The sequence below is a fragment of the Chryseobacterium sp. genome (genome assembly GCF_008014695.1).
Lineage (GTDB): Bacteria > Bacteroidota > Bacteroidia > Flavobacteriales > Weeksellaceae > Kaistella.
In genome coordinates, this window is the sequence record NZ_VOXE01000002.1 from 1 (window position 1) to 25,307 (window position 25,307).

Sequence of the window (25,307 nt, forward strand, 5' to 3'; positions counted from 1 at the left end):
ACCTGTTCCCATTCCGAACACAGAAGTTAAGCCCTCTAGCGCCGATGGTACTGCGAAAGCGGGAGAGTAGGTCGCCGCCAGTTTTTTTTAAAGCTCATCAATTTAGTTTGATGGGCTTTTTTTGTGTTAAGAACCAAGAGGTAAGGACTTCAGATATCAGATGTTGGACACTACCGACTCAAGGTGATAAATGCGGGTCAAGGTTGCGGGAAGCTGACTGCCAGCTGCATCAAGCCGAAAGCCGTTAGAAGCTGGAAGCTAATCCTTCTGCGGTTTGTCGCATAATTCAGGAAGTTGTTTTCTAAAGAAAGAATTCCATTTTTCTTGATTTTCCTTATCCAGCGAATGGTTGGTTTCTAAATCATAATTTTTTTCCATCTCATTATATTTATTCTTTATTTTTTGTACAATTCCATCAAATATTGATTTTGGGTTTTTTTCGTGTGGTTGAAATCGCATCGATTTCAGTTCTTTCATTATTTCTCTTATAGTCAATATGCCTATATTAAAATGGCCTTGCTCATGTGTCAAAAGTTCGTCATTTTGTTTTCCGGGACGTACCCAGGATTCGTTTTGGTTGAACTGCAATGTACCAACAACCTCGGCCGGAACGAAAACGTTATTTTTTAATTTAAAACGTGGTATATTGAATGTGTAATAGTATTTTATATAAGCATCAAAAGAAAAATTGGGGTCATCTTTTTCCGGGAAATCATCCCAGCGTAGTTTGCCATCCCGCTGTATACCATTGATTTTAATTTCCTGCGCACAGAGAGTCGCCGAAATCATCACCAAGAAAAACACCATTGTTCTGAACTTCACTGATGAAAAGTATTTGAATTTTAAACAATACTGATAGGGTTTGCTTTTAGTCATTAGTTCGTAATTATGAGTTGCAAATTAAAGTTCTCTACTTATTTTAGGAGTCTGCGCAGCAATTTGTCGATTTTTGCACAAATTTCGGCATCATTCTGTACAAAGTGAAGAACCAAATGGATAATGTAAAACTGGACTTCCAGAGATAACCATATAATAATTAAAACTTCGTCAAAATTCCCCAGTGGATCTTCGTATCCCCGAACTTCACAGGGTTACCGAATTCATTCCCATTCGAAATCTGGAAACTCATGAGACCGATCGGGAGAAAGAAATTAAAGCCAAGTCCAAAGCTGTAGAGCTTGGGCTTCTGGGCCAGAGTTTTGTTGTTGAGCTGCGCATACTGCCCAAAGACATCGAAAAAGGCCTGGTTCCCGATCAGATAGCGATACTCGGCGCCGCCCAGCGCATAGTAATCCCCCAGAAGGGAATTCTCATTGAATCCCCGCAACGAATTCCAGCCGCCGAAACGCAGCAGTTCATTGGAGGTTAGTTCCGTCTTCGAGTTCAGCAGCGCTCCTTCAGCCTTCAGGTTCAGGTAATTGTTTCCTTTGATGTGGAAGTTCCTTTCCCCATAAAAATAATACCGTGACTGGGCCGAAGAACTTTCCTCACCGGCATACAGGACCGAGAGCACATCATATTCTGCGCGCAGTTTCGTCCGGTACATAAACAGTTCGACTTCCGAAGGCTCGCTGAAATCGTACCATACTCCAATTCCTTTTTTAGTGAAATCAGACCCCTGTACATAGAGGGAATCGAGGACTGTGGAGGACTCAAAAGTTCCTCGAAGCCCCAGTTTCTGGCGGTTATTTATATGATAATACACCGACGGCAGAAACTTTACGGTAGCGAAGGTGGAATCCTGCCGGTAAATATTCACATTGATATTGGTACCCAGATTCGACTTAAAAAGATAGGGGATGTCGCTCTGCAGGTCGAAAGTATGGCCTTTATCGGGGTTCCGCTGCCAGAAGATGTTAATGCTTTCGAACCCGTTGAACATGTTCCGGAAGTTCACATTCAGGCTTCCGTTAAACGTGAACTTATCGGTCTTGTCGTTCCCGAAACCGATGACCCCATCGAAAGTGTTGGATTTCTTTTTCTGAAGGAAGAGGAAGACCTGGGTGGAATCTTTCGTGAAAAGCGTCTGCGGAGGCCTTTCCAAAGTGATAAAGGGATGGTTCTGCAGCGACTGATTGATCTGAACCAGGTTGCGGTCATCGTAGATTTTCCCCTGAAACTCCTTTTCCAGATTCTTCACAAAACGTTTCGGAACCTTTTCATACCCTTTGATGACGAATGCGTTGATCTTGCGCTGGTTGCCTTTGTTCACATTGATTTCCACTTCCGGAACGCCTTTGTTCATGCCCAGAAAGCGTGTTTTGATCCGGCTGAATGCGTAACCCTTATCGATAAAATTCCTGTTGATGACCCTCTTAAGAGAATCGAGGTTTTTGGTGAAGAACTGAGGTTTTGTGTTCAGTGTTCTGGCCAAGGAATCTGAAACCTTGACCGTTGCTTCATTGAAGTTCTTTCCTTTGTCATAGAAGATTTCTGTTTTGTTTCCGTTAACCGCGACGTTTTTAAGTTCCGTGAGATAGTAACTGTTCTGTGAAAGCGAGTCAAGGAACTTCACAGCCGTGAGAGAGTCTTTTACCTGCTTTTTCTGCTCCGTTTTCACATCGATGAGCCAAAACTCCTTTTGCTGTGCGTTCGCTAAGACACAGCAGAAAAAAAACAGAGAAAGCAAATGAATTTTCAACGGAAAGGGATATCTAATGTCAACTCTAATTAGCTGAGTTTATTATATTTCTTCATGAGTTTTTCATAAAAAAGCTGTGGCAGTATCCATTTAAGCGGCACACCGATTTTCTGACCGAATTTCCCGAAGTAATAATGGGCCTTCCAGGCTGTCTTTTTATTCAGCAGCTTTTCAATATACTCAGCCACTTCGTTGGGTTCTGAGCCTTCATCAACATGCGCATTCATCAAAGCATATACATGATCGAAGGTTTGTTGATACGGTTCCGAAACCTTTGTTTTTACCCGGTTTTCGGCGATTTTTGTTTTGATGTCGCCTAAATGTAGCGTGCAGACTTCGATATTCCACGGATATACTTCGTAACGGATGGCTTCAGTCACTTTATCCAGCGCTGATTTGGAGGCGGAATAAAATCCACGGAACGGCAGACCCATTTCGGAACCAAGGCTCGAAACATTGATGATTTTTCCTGCTTTCTGTCCGCGCATTGAAGGTAACACGGCGCTCATCATCTGTACTGCACCAACCAGATTCAGGTTGAAGAGCTTCAGGATGTCTTCCTTTGAAGAATCTTCCACGGCACCCACCATTCCCATTCCCGCATTGTTGATCAGCACATCGATACGGGTTTCTGTCTTTAAAATTTCTGATATGGCATTCCCGACCTGGTCATTATCGGTAATATCGGTTGGAATGGTTGTAAAATAAGGTGATTCCACCAATTTTCTGCTCAGCCCGAAAACATGATGTCCTTTTTTCCCGAAAAACTCTGCCAAAGCAAAACCGATTCCCGAAGATGTTCCTGTGATGATGATTGTCATTTATGTATTATTCAATAAGTTCAGCAAAATCCCGCCAAAAGTCAGGATATGATTTTTCAACGACGTCTGTGCTTTCAATATTCAGTTCTTTCACGAGACAGAAAGGCGCAAAGCTCATGGCCATGCGGTGATCGTTATACGTCTCGATGATAATGTTTTCATTCGGTTCAAAAAACTTTACAGAGAAAATGGAATCTTCAGTAATATCAGAGATACAGCCGATTTTAAACAGTTCGTTCTTCAAAGCCTGAAGCCGGTCGGTTTCCTTTACTTTTAAAGTCGACAATCCAGTGATCTCAAAATGAATATTCAGCGCCGTCGCGGTAACACAAAGCGTCTGTGCAATATCCGGACAGTCGTTCATATTCACGATAATTTTCTGCGGATAACTAAACTGCTGTTCCGGCAGAAGCGAAATTCTGCTGTCCGAACCTTCCGAAATGGTATTAACGCCAAAGAAACTCCAGTAAAGATCCTTGATCACCGAATCGCCCTGAAGTGAATAGGGCCGGAAATATTTTAGATTGATACACTGCCGCCCGATCGCGGCCAGCGAATAAAAATAGGAGGCGGAACTCCAGTCGCTTTCCACCACAAATTTAATCAGCTGTGAGGTTTTTTCAGTTTCCAGGTTTGGGGATATCTGAATAAGATTCCCTTCTCCGTGATTCGGAATGCCGAGATTTCTGAGAATTTTAAGGGTCATATCCAGATATGGCCGCGACGTGACCTTGCCTTCCAGATGAATTTCGAGACCGTTTTCCAGTTTTGGTCCGATCAGCATTAAGGACGAAATGAACTGGCTCGAAATATCTGCAGGGATATGAACGGTGTTTTTCGTGAGTCTTTTTCCGATGATTTTCAAAGGTGGAAACCCTTCATTTTCTGTGTAGGTAATGTCAGCGCCCAATTCATTCAGCGCATCTACGAGCGGTTTTATAGGCCTCTGTTTCATTCTTTCAGAACCGGTTAAAATCACCGTTTTTCCTTCCTGAATCGCAAAATAAGAGGTCAGAAAGCGCATCGCGGTACCGGCATGGTGAATATCGATGACCGGTGCATCACTTTCCAGCGCTTTTTTTAGAAGCTGCGTGTCCTGAGAATTGGAAATGTTCTCTATAATGATGTTTTCAAAAAGCTGGTGCAGGATCAGCAGACGGTTCGAAATGCTTTTGGAACCGCTGATTTCTATGGTCTTATTTCCCAGCAATTTTGACTTTTTTAAAAACATATCGAAGACAGCAGTTATTGTAGTTTTTTGTTATTTTGATGACGGTCGGCATCCCTTTCGGTTTTCTTTTTCATCTTGGCGTCAAAAGCGGCCTGAAGATCAGTTCCTGTTTGATTGGCCAGACATAAAACAACAAAAAGAACATCGGCGAGTTCTTCCCCAAGATCTTTGGAAAGGTCACTTTCCTTTTCGCTCTGTTCGCCATAACGCCGCGCAATAATTCTCGCCACTTCACCCACTTCCTCGGTGAGCATCGCCATATTCGTCAGTTCGTTGAAATACCGGACCCCAACTTTTTTTATCCATTCATCTGCTTCCTGCTGGAGTTTTGTAATTTCCATAATTCAATAAATTTATTGGTAAGCGCCTGCAGTAGGGCTGGATGTTCTTCCGACTTTTACAATGTCAAAAGGAACGGTTGCCGCAACAGCCACATCTCCTTTGTTTTTAGCGGGTGAATCGGCAGCCACGCGTAAATTCATCATTTCCGTAAAATAATTTATGAATTTCGGATCCTGATTTTTTATGGAAGAGATGATATTAGGATTGGCATCAAATACGAATCCTGCACTGCTGTCGTATTTCAGGAGGGAATTCTGAATCTGATAGTTAAATGTCTGTCCTGAAATCGGTTTGAACTGTACCGCATTGGGTATATTCCCATAAACAACTGAATTCTTCAGATTGAATGTCAAAGCACCGTTTTCCGTCTGCCCGTCAGGATTCACCCATTCGTTAGTTGCGTAAATTCCGAAAGCGGCGGTGGTCATATTTAGATTCCAGTAATTGGCGACGGTTGAATGATCGATATTGTATGTTCCACCTTTGAAAATCCCGAAAGCAGCATTGCCGCAGTTGTTCATGACCAGGTTTTGAGCATTGACAGTTGAATTCACTGCATAAATACCATATTCCTGGAAAGTGTGGATAATGGTGTTTTTGATATTGGCCGTGGTTTCTTTCATATCCAGCCCTCTTGTTCCACCGAAAACCCTCGCGTAATTCATATTGAGCTGTGATCCGGTTTCGAAACGGATGGAATTCCAGTTTTTTGGGACCGTGTCGTATTTGGTGTCGTTCCGGTCGCCACGGAAAATCACTTCACTGGTCAGATCTCCGTTTACATTCATGATTGCACCAGCAGAAATTTTCATTCCGCTGTTTTTATGAAAATATACTTTCGTGCCCTGCTCAATGTTGAGAACAGATCCCGGTCCTACCGTTAAATCGCCGTAAATAATTTTGGCTTTGTTATTGGTCCAGGTCACATTTCCGGTCAAAATATTCGTGTTTGAGCCTGTTTTGACAAAAAATTCAGCATCCTGAACGACTGAAAACAGCGTAACATGCTGGGTGGAAGCCGGACTTTTAAAAATGATCTGGTCTTCGGCAATCGCCTGTACGCCGTTTGCTGTCGGTGCGATTTCCACAAAAATATAAAGGCTGTCTTTTTTTCTCAAAGGAACATCAGTGAATTCAAATCCCGATTTCCCATCGACATTGATGCGGTAAGGAGATTCTACTCCGCCAAAAAGGGAAATGGTTGGAATTAAAATATCTTTATCTTCATCATTATAAACTTTCACGGCATAGGTTTCTGACCGTACCTGATGGTAAACGGTATCACAGAATACCGTGTCACGAGAAAATCTCAGGTCCTGAGTCGGCGGATCAAAGGAAATATCGTCGCGGTTGCAGGAAAAAACCATAAGCAGTGCCCAAAAACCAAACGCGCTCAGTATTTTAAGTTTCATAAGAGTAGAATTAAGGATTTCAAATTTAATGAAAATTAGTGAAAACAAATACGTTTAAAAATTTTAGGTTTCTTCTTTGGGTATTCAAAAAAAAGTTCTATTTTTGCAGTCTAAAATTTGGCAGAGGAATACCATTACTGTTTCAAAAGCAAATTTTCTAAAATTTAAATAATCAGTTATGAAAAACGGAATCCACCCAGAAAATTATAGACTTGTTGTATTCAAAGATATGAGTAACGACGAGATGTTCATCTGCAAATCTACAGCAGATACGAAAGATACCATCGAATACGAAGGAGAAAGCTTTCCTTTGATCAAAATGGAGATCTCATCTACTTCTCACCCATTCTACACCGGTAAAACCAAATTGGTAGATACTGCTGGTAGAGTAGACAAGTTCATGAACAAATACAAGAAATTCGCAAAATAATTTTTTGCAGCATTTTATAAAAAAGTCTTTCAATTTTTTGAAGGACTTTTTTTATTTGTAAATTTGAAAAGAAAATATACCTTTAAAATAGATTTTATATGCAGCTTGTTTTTTCGGACGCGCAGTATTGGGAAGACTTCCTTCCGCTCACTTTTACCCGGCCTGTTGCAGAAATGCGCTGCGGAGTCCTGACTTTTTCTGAAAGGTGGCAGAAATTACTGGACAGTTCCGATATTTCTTATAGCACCGAAGATTTTCTTCAGCACAAATTTAAAAAACCGGAACCCATAGAAAGCCTTTTCATCGTTCCGAACTTTCTGCCTTCTGTTCAGGTGCTGGATCAGATTAAAAATCTCAAACTTGGTGAAGCATTGGTCTATGAAAACGAACTTCTGGCCGTGAAAATCAACATGCAGAACTTTTCATTGAGCCATATCGAAAAGATGACGGACATTGATGAGGAGCTTACTTTTTTCAAAAAAACCACCGATCTGTTCTCCTATAACCAAAAAGCCATCGATTTCGATTTCGATTTACTTGCAAAAGGCCGGATTTCTCAGGAACTGTCATCAACAAACGGTTTTTTGGGCGATAGAAAAGATCTTTTTATTGAAGAAGGCGCGTCGGTGGAATATTCCACTTTAAATACCAAAACTGGCAAAATTTATATCGGGAAAAATGCCGAAGTTATGGAAGGCTGCAATCTCCGCGGTCCCATTGCGCTGTGCGAAGAATCGAAATTCAATATGGGTGCTAAAATTTACGGTGCTACAACCGTTGGTCCACATTCAAAAGTCGGCGGCGAAGTGAACAATATTGTCATGTTCGGATATTCAAACAAAGGTCATGACGGATTTGTTGGGAATTCTGTAATTGGCGAATGGTGCAATCTCGGTGCAGACACGAACTCTTCAAACCTCAAAAACAATTATTCCACCGTTAAATTATGGAATTACAGGCTCAAGGATTTTGAGGACACCGGTTTACAGTTTTGCGGACTGATTATGGGAGACCATTCGAAAGCCGCTATTAACACGCAATTCAACACCGGAACGGTTGTCGGTATGGCCGGAAATATTTTTAAACCGGGTTTCCCGCCAAATTATATCGCTAATTTCAGCTGGGGCGGAATGAAAGGAGATGAAAAATTCAGACTGGACAAAGCGTACGAAGTTGCGGCCAGAGTGATGGAAAGAAGGAAAATGGCTTTTACAGATAAAGATAAAGAGATTTTTAAATATGTTTACGCGGAATACTGATGGGTACTCACTCACATATTACCTGGTTACATTTTGATAGAAAACATCAGACTTCAAATTCGTTTTGAAGTTTTTTTTATTTTGATGTAATATATTTCACAAATTAGTTGTCTTACCTACAGAAACAAAACTATGACTCACGAGACTTTCAGAGATACGGTATTTTGCCTTAAGGACGAAATGTACCGTTTTGCGAAAAGATTCGTGATGAGCAGTGACGAAGCGGAAGATGTTGTTCAGGATCTGATGCTGAAATTCTGGCAGAAAAAAGAAGAACTCGCGAGTTTTGGAAGCCTGAAATCCTATGCCCTGAAATCTGTTAAAAACGAATGCCTGAACCGGTTAAGGCACCACGACGTAAAAATGGGTTTTGCAGATTTTCAGATGTACAGGAGCGAAAGATATCAGATGGATACGAACAATTTAAAGGAACAGATTCTTCAGTTCATCAGCGAGCTTCCGGAAAAACAGAAAGCCGTAATTCACCTGAAAGATGTAGAGGAATATGAAGTGAAAGAGATAGCCGAAGTTTTGGAAATGGAGGAAAATGCAGTCCGGGTGAATCTGATGCGCGCGCGTCAGAAAATCAAGGAGCAGATTCAGAAACTCATGGACTTCGAAAACAGAATCATTGAAAATTTATAAATGACTCATCATGCAGAACGATAAATCACAGAAAAAATACAACGAAATCCTCCGCGGACTGAAAGAAGAAAAAATGGACTGGAATTTCGAGGATTTTTTAGCGAAAGCCGAAAACACCGATGTTAAAAGTCCTGAAGTTTCAGGAAAGAAAGGCGCCTCTTTTCCGAAAATATTCCTGATGGCAGCAAGTCTTGTACTGCTTGTTTCCCTCGGAATGGTCTTCAAATTTTTTAACGGACCAACCCACAGCGAACAGAGCCTTTTGGTGGAAAACGAAATCAAAAAACAGAAAAATGATTTTGAAAACAGCAACATCATCGCTGCCGTTCAAACCGAAGATTCCGTAACGGTCGCTTCCGACAGTCTGGTCTCTGATTCTGCAATCAGCGGAAATAATGAGGATGTTTTGGATAAGATTCTGCCGAAACGCGGAAGATTGAAAAAACAAGTGAGACCTCATTTTGTTCAGAATTCAGCTCCATTAAAATCAGCACCAGTCCGTAATGTTTCGAATTCCGATTATGAATCTGATTATGTGATCATCAACGGACAGAAAATAGAAAGTGAGCAGGAAGCGATTGACCTCACCAAGTATTCCTTCCGTATTCTTTCTGAAAATGTGTCAAAAACAGTGGCACAAACCGATGCCCTAAACAACTTAAACATGGATTACTAAAAATTTTAATAATGAAAAAATTACTCTTCATATTTGCCCTTACCTTTTCGTATTTCTTCAGTGTAAATGCGCAGAAAGAGAAACTGGATATTCTTTTTGAAAAATACCAGGAAGCCGAAGGCGTTACTTCAATAAAAATCGCCAAACCGATGTTCAATATGCTCAACAAGCTGAATATCGGTGATTCAGAACTCGATCAGATCAAACCGCTGCTGAGCAAAATCAACGGATTACGCATCCTGATCGTTGAAAAACCGGAATCATCATCCAACCAGGATCAGAGACAGCAGCATATTTTTCAGAACCTTCAGACGGATATTTCAAATTCCATTAAAAATATGAAATATGAAGAACTGATGACCGTAAACAGCAAAGACAATAAGATAAAATTTCTTTCGTCGGATGCGGTAAACGGGGTTCTGGATGATCTTCTTTTAAGCATCAATTCCGAAGACAATACGGTGCTGATGATGCTCGACGGAAAAATCTCGATGGATGACGTCAACAGGCTCGTGAACGAAGCGGAGAATTCTTCCCCAAGAACCTCTTTGGTGACCGAAAACATCAGTTCACAAGGCGTTACACAGGTTCGGAACGTGGGAAAATTTACCGGAATCAAAGTTTCGAACGGCATTAAAGTTAATTTCACTCAGGGAAATAAACAAACGGTGGTTGTAGAGACCGATCCCAACCTTCAGCAATATGTTTCCACAGAAGTGGAAAATGGAATTCTGGTGATTTCAGTTAAAAATAAGGACAAAAGCAACCTGAAATTCAGAAAACTGCTTGTAACGATTGAAGCGCCAAGACTTTCCTCGGTTGCCTTAAGTTCGGGATCTCTCCTTACCACGGTAAATACGGTAAAAGAAGATTATTTTAAAGCCGATATCAACTCCGGTTCCAGCCTCAATGCGGATATCAGTTCCAATGCGGTGGAAATGGAAATCACTTCCGGCGCCAACGCCAAACTGGATGTGGATACCGGAAAAATCACCGTCACCGGAACCAGCGGTTCCATGTCGACGGTGGTAGGGAGAACTGAAAGTGCAGTTTTTGACCTGACGAGTGCGGCAAACTGTAATGCGCAGGACCTGGTTGCCGCAAATGCAACGGTTTCCGCAACTTCCGGCGCCAACCTGAAAATCCATGCGACCCAGACGCTTAATGCAACAGCAACTTCCGGTGCATCGGTCAGGTATAAAGGGAAACCTACAAATACTTCAGGTGTGATTAAAACGACCAGCGGCGGAAGTGTAAAATCTTTAAACTAAAATCATGAAAAAACTCTCAATCTTACTTGCTGCCTTTTTATTTATTTTCAGTTTGCAGTCCTGCGTGGTATCGCATCACCCGAATATGGGCTTCTTCGATAATCCGCATTACGATTACAAAGGCGCGACGTTTACGAGCATCAATGTTCCGATGTTTCTTGCAAAGCCTATAGTAGCGAGAACGCTTCGTGAAGAAGGCGAAAGTGAGGAGCTCATCAACCTCATCCGGAAAGTTTCTGATGTGAAGGTGATGGCCGTGGAAAACGGAAATCCGAAAATGCTCGCGGATTTTGCCAAATATTTAACCACGAACCGTTTCGAAGAATGGATGACGGTTAAAAAAGAAAATGAGACTATAAAGTTTCAGGCGAAACAGGCCGGCGAGGTCATTAAAAAACTGATGATTACCGTACATTCGGGCAGCGAACTGGTTTTCGTAGATGTTTCCGGCAAATTCACCGCCGATGATATCTCCAGGCTCATTAATTATTCCGAGAAAAAAGACGTCAGAAAGCTCGTTTCCAAATAAATTAAAAATAACTTCAGAAAAATCTGGGGTTATTTTTTTGAAAAGACGATCTCTAAATTAATTTTAATTAACAAAATCCAAACGATTTTTATTTTTAAAAAAAATACCTTAATTTTGCAAAGAAAGTAAAGATGTCTATTCACAGCAAAATCGTAGAAACTGCCATCACTTTCGATGACGTTCTTCTTATCCCTTCTTATTCAGAAGTTCTGCCACATCAGGTTTCCCTGAAATCACGGCTTTCCGATAAAATTACTCTTAATGTTCCCATCGTGTCTGCAGCAATGGATACGGTAACCGAAGCAGAAATGTCGATCGCACTCGCCAGAGTCGGCGGAATTGGTTTCATTCATAAAAACATGCCCATCGCCGAACAGGCAGCGCAGGTGTACCGCGTGAAACGTTCGGAAAACGGAATGATTTCAGATCCGGTTACCTTGTCAAAGGATCATACTTTAGCGCAGGCCAAAGAAATGATGGCCAATTTCAAGATTTCCGGCCTTCCGGTTGTTGATGAAAACAACAAACTCATCGGCATCATCACGAACCGTGACGTAAAATATCAGGAAAACCTCAGTGCAAAGGTGGAGGAACTGATGACAAAAGACAAACTCATCACTTCCGATAAAGCCACGAATCTCGAAGAGGCAAAAGATATCCTCTTAAAAAACCGTGTAGAAAAACTTCCGATCGTTGACAAAGATTTTAAACTGGTAGGTTTGATTACGATAAAAGATATCGACAATCAACTTGAATATCCAAACGCCAACAAAGATGAAAGCGGCAGACTGATTGTCGGCGCCGGAGTTGGAGTGGGTGAGGATACAATCGAAAGAGTTTCGGCCCTCGTAAAAGCCGGAGTAGACATTATCGCGGTAGATTCTGCACACGGACATTCGAAAGGCGTGCTGGATAAAATTTCAGAAATCCGCAAAAACTTCCCGGATCTGGATATCGTTGGGGGAAATATTGTTACTGCCGAAGCGGCAAAAGATTTGATAAAGGCCGGCGCAAACATTCTGAAAGTTGGGGTTGGTCCGGGTTCCATCTGTACAACAAGAGTTGTGGCAGGGGTAGGAGTGCCGCAGCTTTCAGCAATTTATAATGTTTTTGAATATGCAAAAAGCAAGAATGTTGCAGTAATTGCTGATGGTGGTGTAAAACTTTCCGGAGATATCGTGAAAGCCTTGGCATCCGGAGCAAACGCGGTAATGTTGGGTTCACTTCTGGCTGGAACGGATGAAGCGCCGGGCGAAGAAATCATCTTCCAGGGAAGGAAATTCAAAGCATATCAGGGAATGGGATCGCTTTCAGCCATGAGACGTGGCGGGAAAGAACGTTATTTCCAGAGCGAAGCCAAAAAATTTGTTCCGGAAGGAATTGAAGGCCGCGTTCCACACAAAGGAAAACTCGAAGAAGTCGTATTTCAGTTGACTGGAGGCATCAGAGCCGGAATGGGTTACTGCGGCACGAAAGACATCGACACTTTACAGAAGGACGGCAAAATGGTCATGATTACCGGAAGCGGACTGAAAGAATCGCATCCGCACGATGTGATCATCACGCAGGAAGCGCCGAATTATTCGGTTTAAAAACTCAAGATATAACATTTAAAAAACTTGCCAGGGTCTCCACTATGGCAGGTTTTTTTTAAATTCGTTACATGAATAAATTTCTGGTACTTTTTTTTGTGGTCTTTCTTACCAGCTGCAAAACTGTAGAAACGCAGTTTCCTGCAGGTAAGAGTGCAACCGTTTCAGAAAATAGTGAAGCCAGAGAATTTTATGAATTGACGGAACTTGAAAAAAAAGGGAAGAACCTGCGAACAGCGGAAGTCCTGACTTATCTTTTGGGCGATGATGATGTGGAAGACCCTTTTACTGCTGTTGTTATTGACAATTTTTCGAACTGCGATATCATTGTAAGAATCGTGGAAATAAACGGAAACGAAATCTACAATCTGCCCATTTCAAAAGGAGGCAAAAATTATCTGAAAATCAGAAAAGGCAACTATACGCTGAAAGCGAAGATGTGCAGCGCTCAATACTATTCCCAAAAACAGATTGTGGAACCGCTGATTCTTAAACTGTCAGAAAATTAAAGCCTTTCATGATTTTGAAAGGCTTTAATTTTAGCTTTTTTTCCTGAGATTTTCCTTGAAGTCATCGATACGGTAATCAGTTCCGGCGTTGCCTTTCTCAATTTTTTCTTTGGAATAGAGGCGGAAATCATTCTCGGTTTTTTCAAGCAGATAATCATACGGTCCTACGGATGAAATGAGCTTCACCAAAACCGGCGAAATTTCCAGACAAATGAAAAGTCCCATAATAAATGTTGCAGCCAAACCAATGATGGCGGAGTTTTTCCCCAGTTCGTCCAAAGCCTGAAGCCGCGCCGCAAAACCGTTGAAACGGTCTTCAAAGGTTTCTGTTTTATTTCTTTCAGTTTCGATGTTGGTATAGACTTTCGAGATTTCCTTGTCCAGATAATCAAGACGTGGAGTCACTGTTTTCTGATAGTTTTCCAGATCCTGGCGGCGCTGTTCCTTAAGTTCAGATTTCCGTTTTGCGTTAGAGCCGAAACCCACTTTTCCACTGGTTAAACCGCTTTGTTTTCCAAGAATTTCTTTCTCCAGTTCCACCGAGGCTGAGTCGTAAGATTTCTGATAATCAGCGATTTTGGTTTGAATTTCTTTTTTTTCGGTTTCAAAAGGTCCCGACTGCTGCAGGATCCTGCCGTTCATTTCGGCCTGCAGCTGGGTCTTGTTTCTTTGTATGATGGTATTCAGCTGTTTGTTGACTTCCTTTTCGAAGATTTTCAGTTCCAGGGGTTTGGAAATAATGATTCCGAGAAATGTAGCTAAAATAAGTCTAGGGACGGCCATTAAAACCTGATTCCACCAGGTTCCTGTTTTTTTGATGGAGGAAACGATGTAGCGGTCCAGATTAAAGATCATTAAGCCCCACAAAACGGCAAATGCTGTTGAAATCCAAACGTCATCAAACACTGTAAACATCGCATAGCCTGCAGAAAGTGTCGCGAAAATAGCGGTAAACAGAACAATTCCGCCGATCCCTGCAAATTTGTTCCATTCAGACGGTGTTTTTCTTAAAATATGAATATTCCCGCCGGAGCAGATCAGGAGAAAATGCTGAAACCAGTTCATTTTATGGTTAACGGGATTTGTACTAATGTTTTGCGCTTTCATATTCAATTGGTATTTTAAAACGTAACAATGTTACAGATAGTATTAGGTTTAACCAAGTAAATGTTTTGTGTATTTTCTGTAAATTTATTTTACAAAATAAACATCTGTAAATTAGGGATTTAAGTTATTTTAAACGGTCCGGATTCTGCTTCAGGAAACTGTCCCAGCCGGTGTAATTTTTGTCTGCGACCACATTTCCGGAGTTGAAATGGTGGCAAACCGCAACCGCCAAACCGTCAGATGCATCGAGATATTTCGTAGGAAATTCCTTTAAACCGAGCAGACTCTGCAGCATTCCGGCAACCTGTTCCTTGCTTGCGTTTCCGTTTCCGGTGATCGCCATTTTTATTTTTTTCGGCGAATATTCGGTAATCGGAATATCACGGTGAAGAGAAGCCGCCATCGCCACGCCTTGTGCACGCCCCAGTTTCAGCATACTTTGAACATTTTTTCCAAAAAAAGGCGCTTCAAGAGCAACTTCATCCGGATGATATTCATCAATCAACGCAAGGGTTTTGTCGAAAATAATCTTCAGCTTCGTTTCGTGGTTCGGATATTTTTTAAGAATCAGTTCATGAATGGAAATCATTTTCATTTTTCCTTTTTCCACAGAAATAATGCCGAAACCCATGATCGTGGTGCCAGGATCGATGCCTAAAATAATTTTTTCGGTTTGCATTGGAGCAAATTTAAAGATTAAGCGACTGAAAAGTTAAAAAATATCAGATTTATTTTTATGCATAAGAAAATTATGTATAACTTTGTTATGCATATGAAAAAGAACGCTTTATACAAAGGAACCCTTCAGAACATCATCCTCAAACTGCTGACGACAGAAGTGAAGATGTACGGTTACCAGCTCACGCAACGGGCGAAGGAGCTCACGAAGGGAGAGCTGGAAATGACCGAAGGTGCGCTTTATCCGCTTCTTCATAAACTGGAAAATGATGGAATCATCCGGTCCGAGATCCAAAATGTAAACGGACGCGACCGTAAATATTACCTGCTCACCGAAAAAGGAAAAAGACAGCAGGTGACGCAGGAAGAGGAAATGAAATCTTATCTTTTTAATTTAAATGCAATTTTTAATATATGAGCGTGTTTAAAACAGAGCATGAACTGGAAATTAGAAAGTATCTGCTGACGAAAAAGCTTTCTAAGTCATTATTTTGTGAAATTTTAGATCATTTTGTTTCGGAAGTTACTGAAAAGATGCAGAAAGGTGCCGTGTTTCAGGATGCGTTCTTAAGGTCGAAATTAAAATGGCACGGAGAACTTCAGATGGTACGCACGGATATTCTTTCCTTTAAAAAAGTGGCAAGAATTGAGGCGGAAATCATCGGAAGCAGATTTAGAAGTTTAATCAGATTATCCGGTTTAGCAGCGATGGTTTCCATACTTTTTATGATGATTTATCAGCCTTTCCAGGTGTTTATTTCAGTCGCAATGTTAACGGTTTTCGTTGGTTTAGCGTTGTTTTTACTTATTGAAAAGAAACTGAAACTTTCTCATTTTATTCACCTTAACTTCCATCCCCTAATACTCAGAAATATTATTGTGAGCATTCTGTTACTTTTTTTTTCAGGACTGATTGCTGAAATTCTTTTTACATCACAGCGTAATTTAAAGAGTATTATCCAGGCTGGTGTACTTGTTTACAATTTGGCTATACAGATTCAGTTACTTTACCTTCACCAGAAAAAAATTAATGCTTTGCTGTCATGATTACAGAAACCCATCTCACCCAAATCCGCACCTACCTTTTGGAGAAAAAACTTCCGATTGATATTTTAATGGAAGTTCAGGACCATTTTGTTTCCCAGATTTCTGATCTGGAGAGAGATGGGAATCTGAGTTTTGAGGAGGCATTTGAAAAAGTAAAAAAAAGCTGGCAGAAGGAGTTGAAGCCTTACTGGAATGGTGGTTGGGATCTGTTCGATAGAAACGACCTGGCGCGTAAATTCGAAAGGCTGTTGATCTGGACTTCCCTCAAAAGAAGTTTCCAACATTCCTTAGTGGCAATTGTAATTCTCGCTCTTGTCTCTAAAGTATTAACACTGCAGTATTTTACCGGATTCTTTCTTATCGCGATACTGGGAATAGTGCTTTGGCCCATTGTAAATCTGTTCCTAAGATGGAAAACGTTTATGCTTCCGAAAAAATATGATGATTATGTCCTGACCCTTTACCAATCCTTTAATTTCATAAATTTTGTATTTGCATACTCTTTTTATCAGGTAATTTCCGGTTACCGACAGGGAGCTGCGCGATTTATGGAGTTTTTCACCAGTTTTGCGTTCGATTCTGATCTACTGGCTGTTGTTGTTTACTTTTCCATCATTAGCATTAGTTTCTTTGCACTCGTCTCGCAACAGGAATACCTGAAACGCGTCGAAAGAATAAGACCTTTTCTGAAATATCTCAAAACATAATGAACGAAACCCATCTCACCCAAATCCGTAACTACCTACTGGATAAAAAACTTCCGATCGATATTTTAATGGAAGTTCAGGATCATTTTGTTTCCCAGATTTCTGATCTGGAGAAAGATGAGAATCTGAGTTTTGTGGAGGCGTTTTCAAGAACTAAAAGGAGTTGGGACAATGAATTAAAACCTTACTGGAAGGGAGAACTAAATTTGGAAGATGTTTCAGACTTTATGAGGAAAATGAAAAGACAGATTGAGACCGAAAACTTTTGGACCGCGCTTAAGTATTCGTCAGTTCCATTGATCTTAATTTTGTTGGCAGCAAATTTCTCAGGCCCTCATTTCTTTATGATATTTACCATTGTTCTTCTTTTGGGAACAATTGGATATGCATTGGTGAATTATGTAAGAGACTTTCGTCAATTCAGGCTTGCAAAGAAATACGCACCTTATGTATTAACTTTGCACCAGCATTCTGTTTTTATTTTCTTGGTGCTGTTTTCACCGGTTATTAATATTTTAGGAACCCTGGAAAAATCGCCTGAAAAATATCAGAAGATTCTCTCTTTTTCAGATGGTTTTGGAGAACTCTTTTTCGTAGTAATCAGTTTATTGATTGTCCTTTTTGGAGTTTTTTATTCACTTTTGTCACAAAAACAATATCTCAGACAGATAGAAAAAGTAAAACCTTTTCTCAAATATCTGAAAATGTCATGAATGAAATGCAACTCACCGAAATCCGTAACTACCTTCTGGATAAAAAACTTCCGATCGATATTTTAATGGAAGTTCAGGATCATTTTGTTTCTCAGATTTCTGATCTGGAGAAAGAGGAGAATCTGAGTTTTGAGGATACATTTGAAAAAGTGAAAAACAGCTGGCAGAATGATCTTAAACTCTATTGGGATGGCAGCTTGGATTTAAACGATAAAAGTAGATTCACAAAGAAAATGTACCGGCAGATCAATCTGGGAATTCTGAAGGAAACGATAAAAATTGGTGTATGCATTATATTCCTGTTATTGATTTTGGCACAGTTTACCGGTGTATTCGTTTTTAAGTATGTGCTGACATTGGCAGTCGTAGCCCTTACGTTTTTCCCTTTGATCAATTATCTGGTGCACCAACAAGATTTTAAACTGGCAAAAAAATACGAAAATTATGTCCTGACTTATTACCAGCAACCTGAGGCCATTTTCGTCAGTTCATTCGCGGTCTTACTGCCGAATATTTTTGAGATTTATGATCATTCCGAGGCGGTATATAACGTTTTCCGGTTTAGTTTTTCACCGGTTCAGGGTTTCTCGCCGTTTCTTTTCTGGAGTGTGTTTTTCTTTTTGATTTTTGGAAATGTGGTGATTTATGTAAACCAGAGAAATTATCTACGACAAATCCATAAAGTAAAACCTTTTCTGAGATACCTTACCCCTTCATCTTAAAATTTTTACTTATTTTTAGTAAAAATTTATCAGATGGACCGCAAAGAATTTCTCGCCACCACTTTTTCAGCCGGTTTGGGTCTGGCATTGGTGCCAAGCTTATTGAGCTGTGTTACTCCAATGAAACGGAGCATGTTTGATCCTTTGACTCTACGTGCAGGAGATCTGCGAAAAATCCGCGGAAATGTCTCCCGCTACACGAATAAGGGTGGAACGGTAGGAGTTTTTGAAGCCAAAGACGGGTTTCTCATCATCGATTCGCAATTTGCCGATTCCATTCAGCCCGTGCTGGACGGAATTTCTTCAAAAGGAAAACCGGTTCTTTATCTATGCAATACCCATCACCATGGCGACCATACTTCAGGAAATATCGCCTTTAAAGATCAGAATACGAAAGTTGTCGCTCACCAGCGCGTGCCAGAACTGCAGCGGATGGCCGCGGAAAAAAGCAAAAAACTCGCTGAACAGCGTTATGCAACGGTTCTTTTTGAAAAGGAATACAGAATTGATCTCGGAAATGAAAAAGTGACCGGTTATCATTTCGGAAACGGACACACTTTTGGAGATGTGATGTACCATTTCGAGAACGACAATGTGGTTCACATGGGCGATCTGATGTTCAACAATATGATTCCCGTGTACCGCACCGCAGACGGATCTGATTCCCGAAGCTGGATTAAAGTGCTGGAAAAAGCTCAGGCGAAATTTGATGATGACACCGTTTTTATCTTCGGTCATGCGGACAAGCCGGAACTGACGACCGGAAACAGAGCCAATCTGAAAGAAATGGCCGGTTTTCTGGAAGCCTCAAATGATTTTATGTTGAAAGCCATCAGCGAAGGAAAATCAACGGAGCAACTGGTGAAAGAAAATGCTTTTATCCCCGGTTTCGAAAACCGCAACACGCCGGAACGGTTTGCGGGATTTCTGGATGAACTGAGAAAGACACTTCTGGGATAACTTTATCGAAAATTACCTTTTAATTTCTTTTACCGGAACTAAGCCGCCGTTCATATAGTCCAGTTTCATTTCGAAAACTGCATTGGCATCGGAGGCAATCAGGCCGCCGATAATTCCAAAAAATGCACTTGCAAGCATTACGTCCCCGGTTTTTGCGGTAGTTTTGGCTTTTGCGTTAAGGTAATAATCACCGTCGGCTCTCTTTGTTGCCTTTACAAACCCATGGTCAAGGTCGGAATAAAGATATGGCGCACCCTGATACACCAACGCATAATAATCTGATTTTTTAAGCTCCTTTTCCTTACCGTTGATATCGGAGTATATTTTTAATAATTTAAAAGGATCAGCAGCAGCTTTTACATTCGTAATGGGTATTTCCAAAGGCGTTTGCCCTCTGAATTTTTTGAAATCACTGTACAGCCCATCCGTTAACTGAGCGGCTGAGTACAGCGGATATTTGTTTTTTTCGATGAGGTCATAGTTTAAGACTTCGCTATAGGTGTATGCTTCGGGTGCAGTATTCTGTCGGCCGATGTTTCTGGAGATGAAGTCTGCAATCATTTCACTTCCTTTCCGCATCGTGGCTTTGGTAACGTCCATGGAGGAATGTACAATAACTGAATCTATTTTGTTAAGAAGCTGGTAATTGCCATCGCCGTCTTTTGAGAAAAGAAAAGCCTGGAAATAGCAGTAGCCTTTTTCACTAACAGCTCCCGTTACCTCTGCAAAAGAAAGCTGTTTCAGATAAATGAGCATTTCACCATCGCCGGATCCTGAAGCATTTAAGGAATTGAGTAGATTCTGAAGCTGAGTGTTGATCGGAACGGTAGGAACAACCCTCGCCTTTGTATTGAAAGCACCTTTCTGCACAATTCCAAGATTGGTGGTATCCACCCTTGCATCTACCACTTTTATGGTTTTATATAGACTTTTCACCGCTTTTTTTTCCGGCATTGTTATCTGGAAATCTTCAGTCCTCGCCTGGGAAAAGAGAATGGAGAAGGAAAATAAACTAAAAAGGAGGGTTGTTTTTTTCATCGCTGTTGTTTTTTTAAAGATATATAATTTCCGACTAATAAAAAACCGTGTCGGAATGAGATTCTGACACGGTTTGTATTTAAGATTAATCGTTTTTAAATTACATATTCCTTCTGTACATTCCGCCCACTTCAAATAATGCGTTGGTAATCTGCCCAAGCGAACAGTATTTCACCGCATCCATCATCAGTTCAAAAAGGTTGGCCTGATTGATCGCGCCGTGCTGAAGATCTTCGAGTGCTTTCTGCGTATTTGAGGCATTTGCACTCTGGTAATTTTCAAGATTTTTGATCTGTAGCTGCTTTTCCTCTTCCGTAGAGCGGATGACTTCTCCGGGCAAGACTGTTGGTGAACCGTCTTTCCCAAGGAAAGTGTTCACGCCGATGATCGGATATTCTCCCGTGTGTTTCAGCCATTCATAATGCATGGATTCTTCCTGAATTTTAGAACGCTGATACATCGTTTCCATTGCTCCGAGAACGCCGCCTCTTTCCGTAATTCGGTCGAATTCCGTATAAACGGCCTGTTCCACCAAATCAGTGAGTTCTTCGATGATGAATGAACCCTGCAGCGGATTTTCATTTTTAGCCAGACCGAGTTCTTTATTGATGATGAGCTGAATCGCCATCGCACGTCTTACCGATTCTTCAGTCGGTGTTGTAATGGCTTCGTCATAAGCATTGGTGTGAAGCGAGTTACAGTTGTCGTAAATCGCATACAGTGCCTGAAGGGTTGTTCTAATGTCGTTAAAATCGATTTCCTGTGCGTGAAGCGAACGTCCGGAAGTCTGGATGTGATATTTCAGCATCTGGCTTCTTTCGTTGGCCTGGTATTTTTCACGCATGGCTTTTGCCCATATTCTTCGTGCCACACGACCGATCACCGCATATTCCGGATCGATGCCGTTGGAGAAAAAGAAGGAAAGGTTTGGAGCAAACTCATTGATGTCCATTCCTCTGGAAAGGTAATATTCCACATACGTAAACCCGTTTGCGAGAGTAAACGCCAGTTGGGAGATCGGGTTTGCGCCGGCTTCGGCAATATGGTATCCTGAAATGGATACCGAATAGAAATTTCTTACTTTCTGATCGATGAAATACTGCTGCACATCGCCCATGAGTCTCAAGGCAAATTCAGTGGAGAAAATACAGGTGTTCTGCGCCTGATCTTCTTTTAAAATATCGGCCTGTACGGTTCCGCGCACGGTCGCAATGGTTTCCATTTTAATTTTTTCATACGCGGCTGCGTCCAAAACTTCATCACCCGTTAATCCGAGTAACTTCAGTCCCAAACCGTTATTGGATGGAGGAAGGTCGCCGCTGTAAGTCGGGCGTTTCAGTCCCTGATCATCAAATTTTTGTTTTAAAGCAGCTTCTACTTTATCCCAAAGATTGTTTTCTTCAATAAATTTCTCGCAGTTCTGGTCAATGGCTGCATTCATGAAAAATGCGAGCAGCATCGGAGCAGGACCATTAATCGTCATGGAAACGGAAGTCATGGCATTCACAAGATCGAAACCTGAATACAGTTTTTTCGCATCATCCAAAGTCGCGATGGAAACCCCCGCATTCCCGATTTTACCGAAAATATCGGGCGGAAAAGCAGGATCCTGGCCGTAAAGCGTTACGGAATCGAAAGCCGTGGAAAGTCTTTTCGCATCCATGTCTGCCGAAACATAATGAAATCTGCGGTTGGTTCTTTCGGGGCCGCCTTCGCCTGCAAACATCCTCGTTGGGTCTTCCCCGGTTCTTTTGAACGGATAAATTCCCGCAGTAAAAGGAAATGCGCCCGGAACGTTTTCCTGGCCTTTCCAGCGGATGAGGTCGCCCCAGTCCTGAAATTTCGGCAAAGCGATTTTCGGGATTTTCAAATGGGACAGGGTTTCGGATTTGGTCTCTACCTTAATCTCTTTTCCACGAACGAGATAGGTATAAATATCTGCATCGTGCTTCAGTTTGAAGTCGTGCCATCCGTTCAGGAAATACGTATTTTCCTGAGAAAGTTCTTTTTTTGTTTTCTGAAAGACCTTTTCGATCTTTTCCTGACAGTGCTCATCGCCTTCAAGGGCAAATTTGGCACCGTCGAGCTGGTACATTTTTCTTGCAACCAAAGCCTGTTCCACGACATGTTTGTCGTAAGAACGGTTGATTTCGACAATTTCAGAAAGGTAACGAACCCTTTTCGGCGGAATGATTGTGGTTTCCTCGGAAACGTTCTGTTCTTCGTATTCACTCAGATTTAACCCTTCAAATTTAGAATTGACTTTTTTAATGAGTTCATTATATAATTCTGTAGTTCCCCAGTCGTTAAACTGGCTCGCTTTTGTGGAGTACACCGGCATTTCGTCTAAACTTTTTTCGAAAAGCACATGATTTCTCTGGAACTGTTTTTTTACGGCCTGAAGTGCATCCAGTGCGCCTCTTTTGTCCGACTTGTTTAAAGCTACCAGATCTGCATAATCCAGCATGTCAATTTTTTCCAGCTGCGTGGAAGCGCCGTACTCAGGAGTCATGACATACATCGAAACATCAGCGATATCGGTAATTTCCGAGCCCGACTGTCCGATTCCGGAAGTTTCCAGAACGATGACATCAGGTTTGGCAATTTTTAAAATATTCAAAGCGGAATGAATGTGCGGCGAAACCGAAACATTGTTCTCACGAGTCGCCATCGAACGCATATACACGCGAGGATCGTTGATCGAGTTCATCCGGATCCGGTCGCCCAAAAGCGCACCGCCCGTTTTCTTTTTGGAAGGGTCGATGGAAATGATCGCGATCTTTTTTTCAGGGTTTGAACGCAGGAATCTTCTTACTAACTCATCAGTAAGAGAAGATTTTCCCGCACCGCCGGTTCCGGTAATCCCGATAATCGGAATCGTGGAATCTTTTGCGCGTTCCTGGATGGCTTTTACCAGATCGGCTTTCTCTTCAGAAAAATTTTCTACAGCAGAAATCACTTCAGCAAGGGATTTTGAATCTTCGAAACTGATTTTATCCAGATCTTCCACCTGAATATCTCTTCCTGTGGGATAATCGGATTTCTGTACCAGATCGTCGATCATGCCCTGCAATCCAAGTTCGCGGCCGTCATCCGGCGAATAAATTCTCGTTACGCCATAATCCATCAGATCTTTGATTTCTTCCGGCAGAATTACGCCGCCACCGCCGCCAAAAATCTTGATATGGGAAGCGTTTTTTTCCTTTAATAAATCGCAGATGTATTTGAAATATTCGTTGTGACCGCCCTGGTAAGAAGTCAGCGCGATGGCATTTGCATCTTCCTGAACGGCACAGTTTACGACTTCTTCCGCAGATTTGTCGTGGCCGAGGTGAATGACTTCAACACCGGTTGCCTGAATTACCCGGCGCATGATATTGATGGCAGCATCATGTCCGTCGAAGAGCGCAGCGGCAGTAACGATTCTGATTTTGTTTTTTGGAGAATATTTTTGGGTTTCCATAGATGAATTTTCGATGTCCCCAAAGATAGGAAAATTTGGAATTTCGGGAAAAGAAAACCCTTTCTGGTTGTGAAAGGGTCGCAGAAAGCTATTGTTTGGTAAGCGTCCAGGTGCCGGAAGCGTTTCCTTGCGTCCAATTTCCCGAGTAAGTATTGTTGGAAGAATTAAGATTTCCGAGAAGCTTGAACCCGGTAGCAGGCGAGGGACTGCCGTTGAATGAGGCTCCAATAAGACCGTCGTAATACATTTCATCAGAGTTACTGATGCTCGAGTGTTTCGTAATGGTGACGTTGTCGCTTTTTGAAACTTCTATCTTCAGCGATCCACTGTCGTTGCCTGCAAAACTGCCAAGATAAGTTCCTTTGTAAGGCGAAATGTAATTTTCTTCTGCTTTCCGGTCCCAATAATTGTCCATGACCTGTTCACAGGAAATGAGCGGAACCAATGCCAACAGGAAAAAAAGGTTTTTAATTTTCATCGGATCATTTTTTCAAATATAATAAAAAAGGAATTTCATTTTAAAATAATTATTTTTGCGGAAACCTATTTTATGCAGCGCGCCATCATTTATTCTCTAGCCGGAACCATCGTGAGTTTTCTTCTGAATTATTTTCTTTTGGGAAGTCAGGGATGGGAACTCGATCTTTACTACGGTTTTGCCTTTGGATCGGCTTGGGGAATGGCTTATTTTCTGGATGATATAAGATTTACGCTGCCTCAGAAACTCGGGATTTCCTTTCTCGGAATGGGGCTTCTGATTGTAATTGGAGTACTTTTGTTTGATCTTGAGAAAGCGGTGCCGTCTGTCATTAAATTTTCAATGGTTTTTGTGGCTTATTATCTTATTGCCAGTTTCCGCAGCTCCAAATCGTTAAGAAATTAGGAAATTTGCGGACCCAACCAGCCTCGAAAAACGCTCCCTGAATGTGGAATAAAATCAACATATTCAAATCCTTAGCATAATCTTTACGAAAACATTTCCAGTTCCGAAAAAAATATTTACCTTTGCACACCCTATTTGGGGAAAATAATGTTTAATCGTTAAACGAAAAAGTGTGAATACATTAAGTTACAAAACCGTTTCAGCTAACAAAGCTACCGCTAATAAAGAATGGGTTGTGGTAGACGCTGAAGGACAACCGTTAGGAAGAATCGCTTCCAAGGTTGCAAAGATTTTGAGAGGTAAGCACAAAACGAATTTTACGCCCCACGCAGATTGTGGAGATAACGTAATCGTTTTGAATGCTGGGAAAGTAACCCTTTCCGGGAACAAGTGGGCTGACAAGACTTACATTTGGCATACTGGTTATCCAGGTGGTCAAAAGTCGATGACTGCGCTTGAACTTCAGAAAAAAGATTCTTTAAAAGTTTTGGAAAAATCCGTAAAAGGAATGCTTCCTAAAACCAAACTGGGATCCCAACTGTTTACGAACCTTTATTTATATGAAGGAACGGAGCACAAACATGAAGCTCAGCAGCCAAAAGTCATTAATATTAACGAATTCAAATAATTA

Annotated in this window: 27 protein-coding genes and 1 rRNA gene; 17 read left to right on the plus strand and 11 right to left on the minus strand. The window is 41.4% G+C overall.

All coding sequences use genetic code 11. From position 1 onward, the window contains the following. A 5S ribosomal RNA gene (gene rrf / locus FUA25_RS04355) occupies window positions 1–83 on the plus strand; the annotation flags it as partial. Between the two features lie 175 nt (window positions 84–258). Here rrf and FUA25_RS04360 read toward each other — a convergent pair. From FUA25_RS04360 to FUA25_RS04385, 6 genes are all read right to left on the minus strand, one after another. Beyond that, window positions 259–876, minus strand: coding sequence for a DUF922 domain-containing protein (locus FUA25_RS04360; protein WP_147755704.1), 618 nt, complete (start codon window positions 874–876; stop codon window positions 259–261). Between the two features lie 160 nt (window positions 877–1,036). Further along, a complete protein-coding gene (locus tag FUA25_RS04365; RefSeq protein WP_228411649.1) occupies window positions 1,037–2,629 on the minus strand; it encodes a hypothetical protein in 1,593 nt (530 codons plus the stop codon). A 41-nt stretch (window positions 2,630–2,670) separates the two neighbouring features. Further along, on the minus strand, window positions 2,671–3,462 hold the full coding sequence (locus FUA25_RS04370) for an SDR family oxidoreductase (RefSeq protein WP_147755706.1): 792 nt from the start codon (window positions 3,460–3,462) through the stop codon (window positions 2,671–2,673). A 7-nt stretch (window positions 3,463–3,469) separates the two neighbouring features. Next, window positions 3,470–4,693: a 3-phosphoshikimate 1-carboxyvinyltransferase gene (locus tag FUA25_RS04375; protein WP_147755707.1), complete on the minus strand. Its 1,224-nt coding sequence runs from the start codon at window positions 4,691–4,693 to the stop codon at window positions 3,470–3,472. A 14-nt stretch (window positions 4,694–4,707) separates the two neighbouring features. Continuing rightward, complete coding sequence (locus tag FUA25_RS04380; protein ID WP_147755708.1) at window positions 4,708–5,034, minus strand: nucleotide pyrophosphohydrolase; 327 nt, start codon at window positions 5,032–5,034, stop codon at window positions 4,708–4,710. Between the two features lie 12 nt (window positions 5,035–5,046). After that, complete coding sequence (locus FUA25_RS04385; protein ID WP_147755709.1) at window positions 5,047–6,447, minus strand: hypothetical protein; 1,401 nt, start codon at window positions 6,445–6,447, stop codon at window positions 5,047–5,049. Window positions 6,448–6,625: 178 nt separating this feature from the next. Between FUA25_RS04385 and FUA25_RS04390 the strand changes: the two genes are divergently transcribed. From FUA25_RS04390 to FUA25_RS04425, 8 genes are all read left to right on the plus strand, one after another. Further along, on the plus strand, window positions 6,626–6,877 hold the full coding sequence (locus FUA25_RS04390; RefSeq protein WP_147755710.1) for a type B 50S ribosomal protein L31: 252 nt from the start codon (window positions 6,626–6,628) through the stop codon (window positions 6,875–6,877). Window positions 6,878–6,975: 98 nt separating this feature from the next. Next, window positions 6,976–8,136 carry a GlmU family protein gene (locus tag FUA25_RS04395; protein ID WP_147755711.1) on the plus strand — a complete coding sequence of 387 codons (1,161 nt, stop codon included), beginning with the start codon at window positions 6,976–6,978 and terminating at the stop codon, window positions 8,134–8,136. A 132-nt stretch (window positions 8,137–8,268) separates the two neighbouring features. Further along, on the plus strand, window positions 8,269–8,781 hold the full coding sequence (locus tag FUA25_RS04400; protein ID WP_147755712.1) for an RNA polymerase sigma factor: 513 nt from the start codon (window positions 8,269–8,271) through the stop codon (window positions 8,779–8,781). Between the two features lie 10 nt (window positions 8,782–8,791). After that, complete coding sequence (locus FUA25_RS04405; RefSeq protein WP_147755713.1) at window positions 8,792–9,457, plus strand: hypothetical protein; 666 nt, start codon at window positions 8,792–8,794, stop codon at window positions 9,455–9,457. 11 nt (window positions 9,458–9,468) lie between these two features. After that, window positions 9,469–10,728 (plus strand): DUF4252 domain-containing protein, encoded by a 1,260-nt coding sequence (locus FUA25_RS13220; RefSeq protein ID WP_185146655.1) that lies wholly within the window; start codon window positions 9,469–9,471, stop codon window positions 10,726–10,728. Between the two features lie 4 nt (window positions 10,729–10,732). Next, window positions 10,733–11,257 (plus strand): DUF4252 domain-containing protein, encoded by a 525-nt coding sequence (locus FUA25_RS04415; protein WP_147755714.1) that lies wholly within the window; start codon window positions 10,733–10,735, stop codon window positions 11,255–11,257. Window positions 11,258–11,388: 131 nt separating this feature from the next. Next, a complete protein-coding gene (gene guaB, locus FUA25_RS04420; protein WP_147755715.1) occupies window positions 11,389–12,849 on the plus strand; it encodes an IMP dehydrogenase in 1,461 nt (486 codons plus the stop codon). 71 nt (window positions 12,850–12,920) lie between these two features. Next, on the plus strand, window positions 12,921–13,358 hold the full coding sequence (locus tag FUA25_RS04425) for a DUF6759 domain-containing protein (RefSeq protein ID WP_147755716.1): 438 nt from the start codon (window positions 12,921–12,923) through the stop codon (window positions 13,356–13,358). A gap of 30 nt (window positions 13,359–13,388) precedes the next feature. Here FUA25_RS04425 and FUA25_RS04430 read toward each other — a convergent pair whose 3' ends face one another. Beyond that, complete coding sequence (locus tag FUA25_RS04430) at window positions 13,389–14,465, minus strand: DUF4407 domain-containing protein (protein WP_147755717.1); 1,077 nt, start codon at window positions 14,463–14,465, stop codon at window positions 13,389–13,391. A 124-nt stretch (window positions 14,466–14,589) separates the two neighbouring features. Beyond that, window positions 14,590–15,144: a crossover junction endodeoxyribonuclease RuvC gene (gene ruvC, locus FUA25_RS04435; protein ID WP_147755718.1), complete on the minus strand. Its 555-nt coding sequence runs from the start codon at window positions 15,142–15,144 to the stop codon at window positions 14,590–14,592. Window positions 15,145–15,231: 87 nt separating this feature from the next. On the opposite strand from ruvC, the gene FUA25_RS04440 reads away from it, so the two are divergent. Genes FUA25_RS04440 through FUA25_RS04465 form a run of 6 tightly spaced genes read left to right on the plus strand, consistent with a single transcriptional unit; the run spans window position 15,232 to window position 19,292 of the window. Beyond that, window positions 15,232–15,561: a PadR family transcriptional regulator gene (locus FUA25_RS04440; protein WP_410493466.1), complete on the plus strand. Its 330-nt coding sequence runs from the start codon at window positions 15,232–15,234 to the stop codon at window positions 15,559–15,561. After that, complete coding sequence (locus FUA25_RS04445; protein WP_147755720.1) at window positions 15,558–16,190, plus strand: hypothetical protein; 633 nt, start codon at window positions 15,558–15,560, stop codon at window positions 16,188–16,190. The genes FUA25_RS04440 and FUA25_RS04445 overlap by 4 nt, the downstream gene beginning before the upstream one ends. Then, complete coding sequence (locus FUA25_RS04450) at window positions 16,187–16,897, plus strand: hypothetical protein (RefSeq protein WP_147755721.1); 711 nt, start codon at window positions 16,187–16,189, stop codon at window positions 16,895–16,897. Before FUA25_RS04445 ends, FUA25_RS04450 begins: the two co-directional genes overlap by 4 nt. Further along, the gene (locus tag FUA25_RS04455) at window positions 16,897–17,610 is read left to right on the plus strand and encodes a hypothetical protein (protein WP_147755722.1); all 714 of its coding nucleotides are present in this window, start codon (window positions 16,897–16,899) and stop codon (window positions 17,608–17,610) included. Before FUA25_RS04450 ends, FUA25_RS04455 begins: the two co-directional genes overlap by 1 nt. After that, window positions 17,607–18,332, plus strand: coding sequence for a hypothetical protein (locus FUA25_RS04460; protein WP_147755723.1), 726 nt, complete (start codon window positions 17,607–17,609; stop codon window positions 18,330–18,332). The genes FUA25_RS04455 and FUA25_RS04460 overlap by 4 nt, the downstream gene beginning before the upstream one ends. A 33-nt stretch (window positions 18,333–18,365) precedes the next feature. Next, window positions 18,366–19,292 carry an MBL fold metallo-hydrolase gene (locus FUA25_RS04465; RefSeq protein WP_147755724.1) on the plus strand — a complete coding sequence of 309 codons (927 nt, stop codon included), beginning with the start codon at window positions 18,366–18,368 and terminating at the stop codon, window positions 19,290–19,292. A gap of 12 nt (window positions 19,293–19,304) precedes the next feature. Here the strand turns inward: FUA25_RS04465 and FUA25_RS04470 are convergent, their stop codons facing one another. From FUA25_RS04470 to FUA25_RS04480, 3 genes are all read right to left on the minus strand, one after another. Further along, entirely contained in the window at window positions 19,305–20,330 is a 1,026-nt protein-coding gene (locus tag FUA25_RS04470) for a hypothetical protein (protein WP_147755725.1), read from the minus strand. A 100-nt stretch (window positions 20,331–20,430) separates the two neighbouring features. After that, on the minus strand, window positions 20,431–23,793 hold the full coding sequence (locus FUA25_RS04475; protein ID WP_147755726.1) for a methylmalonyl-CoA mutase family protein: 3,363 nt from the start codon (window positions 23,791–23,793) through the stop codon (window positions 20,431–20,433). An 88-nt stretch (window positions 23,794–23,881) separates the two neighbouring features. Further along, complete coding sequence (locus FUA25_RS04480) at window positions 23,882–24,271, minus strand: hypothetical protein (protein WP_147755727.1); 390 nt, start codon at window positions 24,269–24,271, stop codon at window positions 23,882–23,884. 72 nt (window positions 24,272–24,343) lie between these two features. Here FUA25_RS04480 and FUA25_RS04485 point away from each other — a divergent pair, with 72 nt between their 5' ends. Together FUA25_RS04485 and rplM are read left to right on the plus strand one after the other, a co-directional pair. After that, window positions 24,344–24,676, plus strand: coding sequence for a hypothetical protein (locus FUA25_RS04485; RefSeq protein WP_147755728.1), 333 nt, complete (start codon window positions 24,344–24,346; stop codon window positions 24,674–24,676). Between the two features lie 172 nt (window positions 24,677–24,848). Next, window positions 24,849–25,304 (plus strand): 50S ribosomal protein L13, encoded by a 456-nt coding sequence (gene rplM, locus FUA25_RS04490; RefSeq protein WP_147755729.1) that lies wholly within the window; start codon window positions 24,849–24,851, stop codon window positions 25,302–25,304. The last annotated feature ends 3 nt before the right edge of the window (window positions 25,305–25,307 follow it).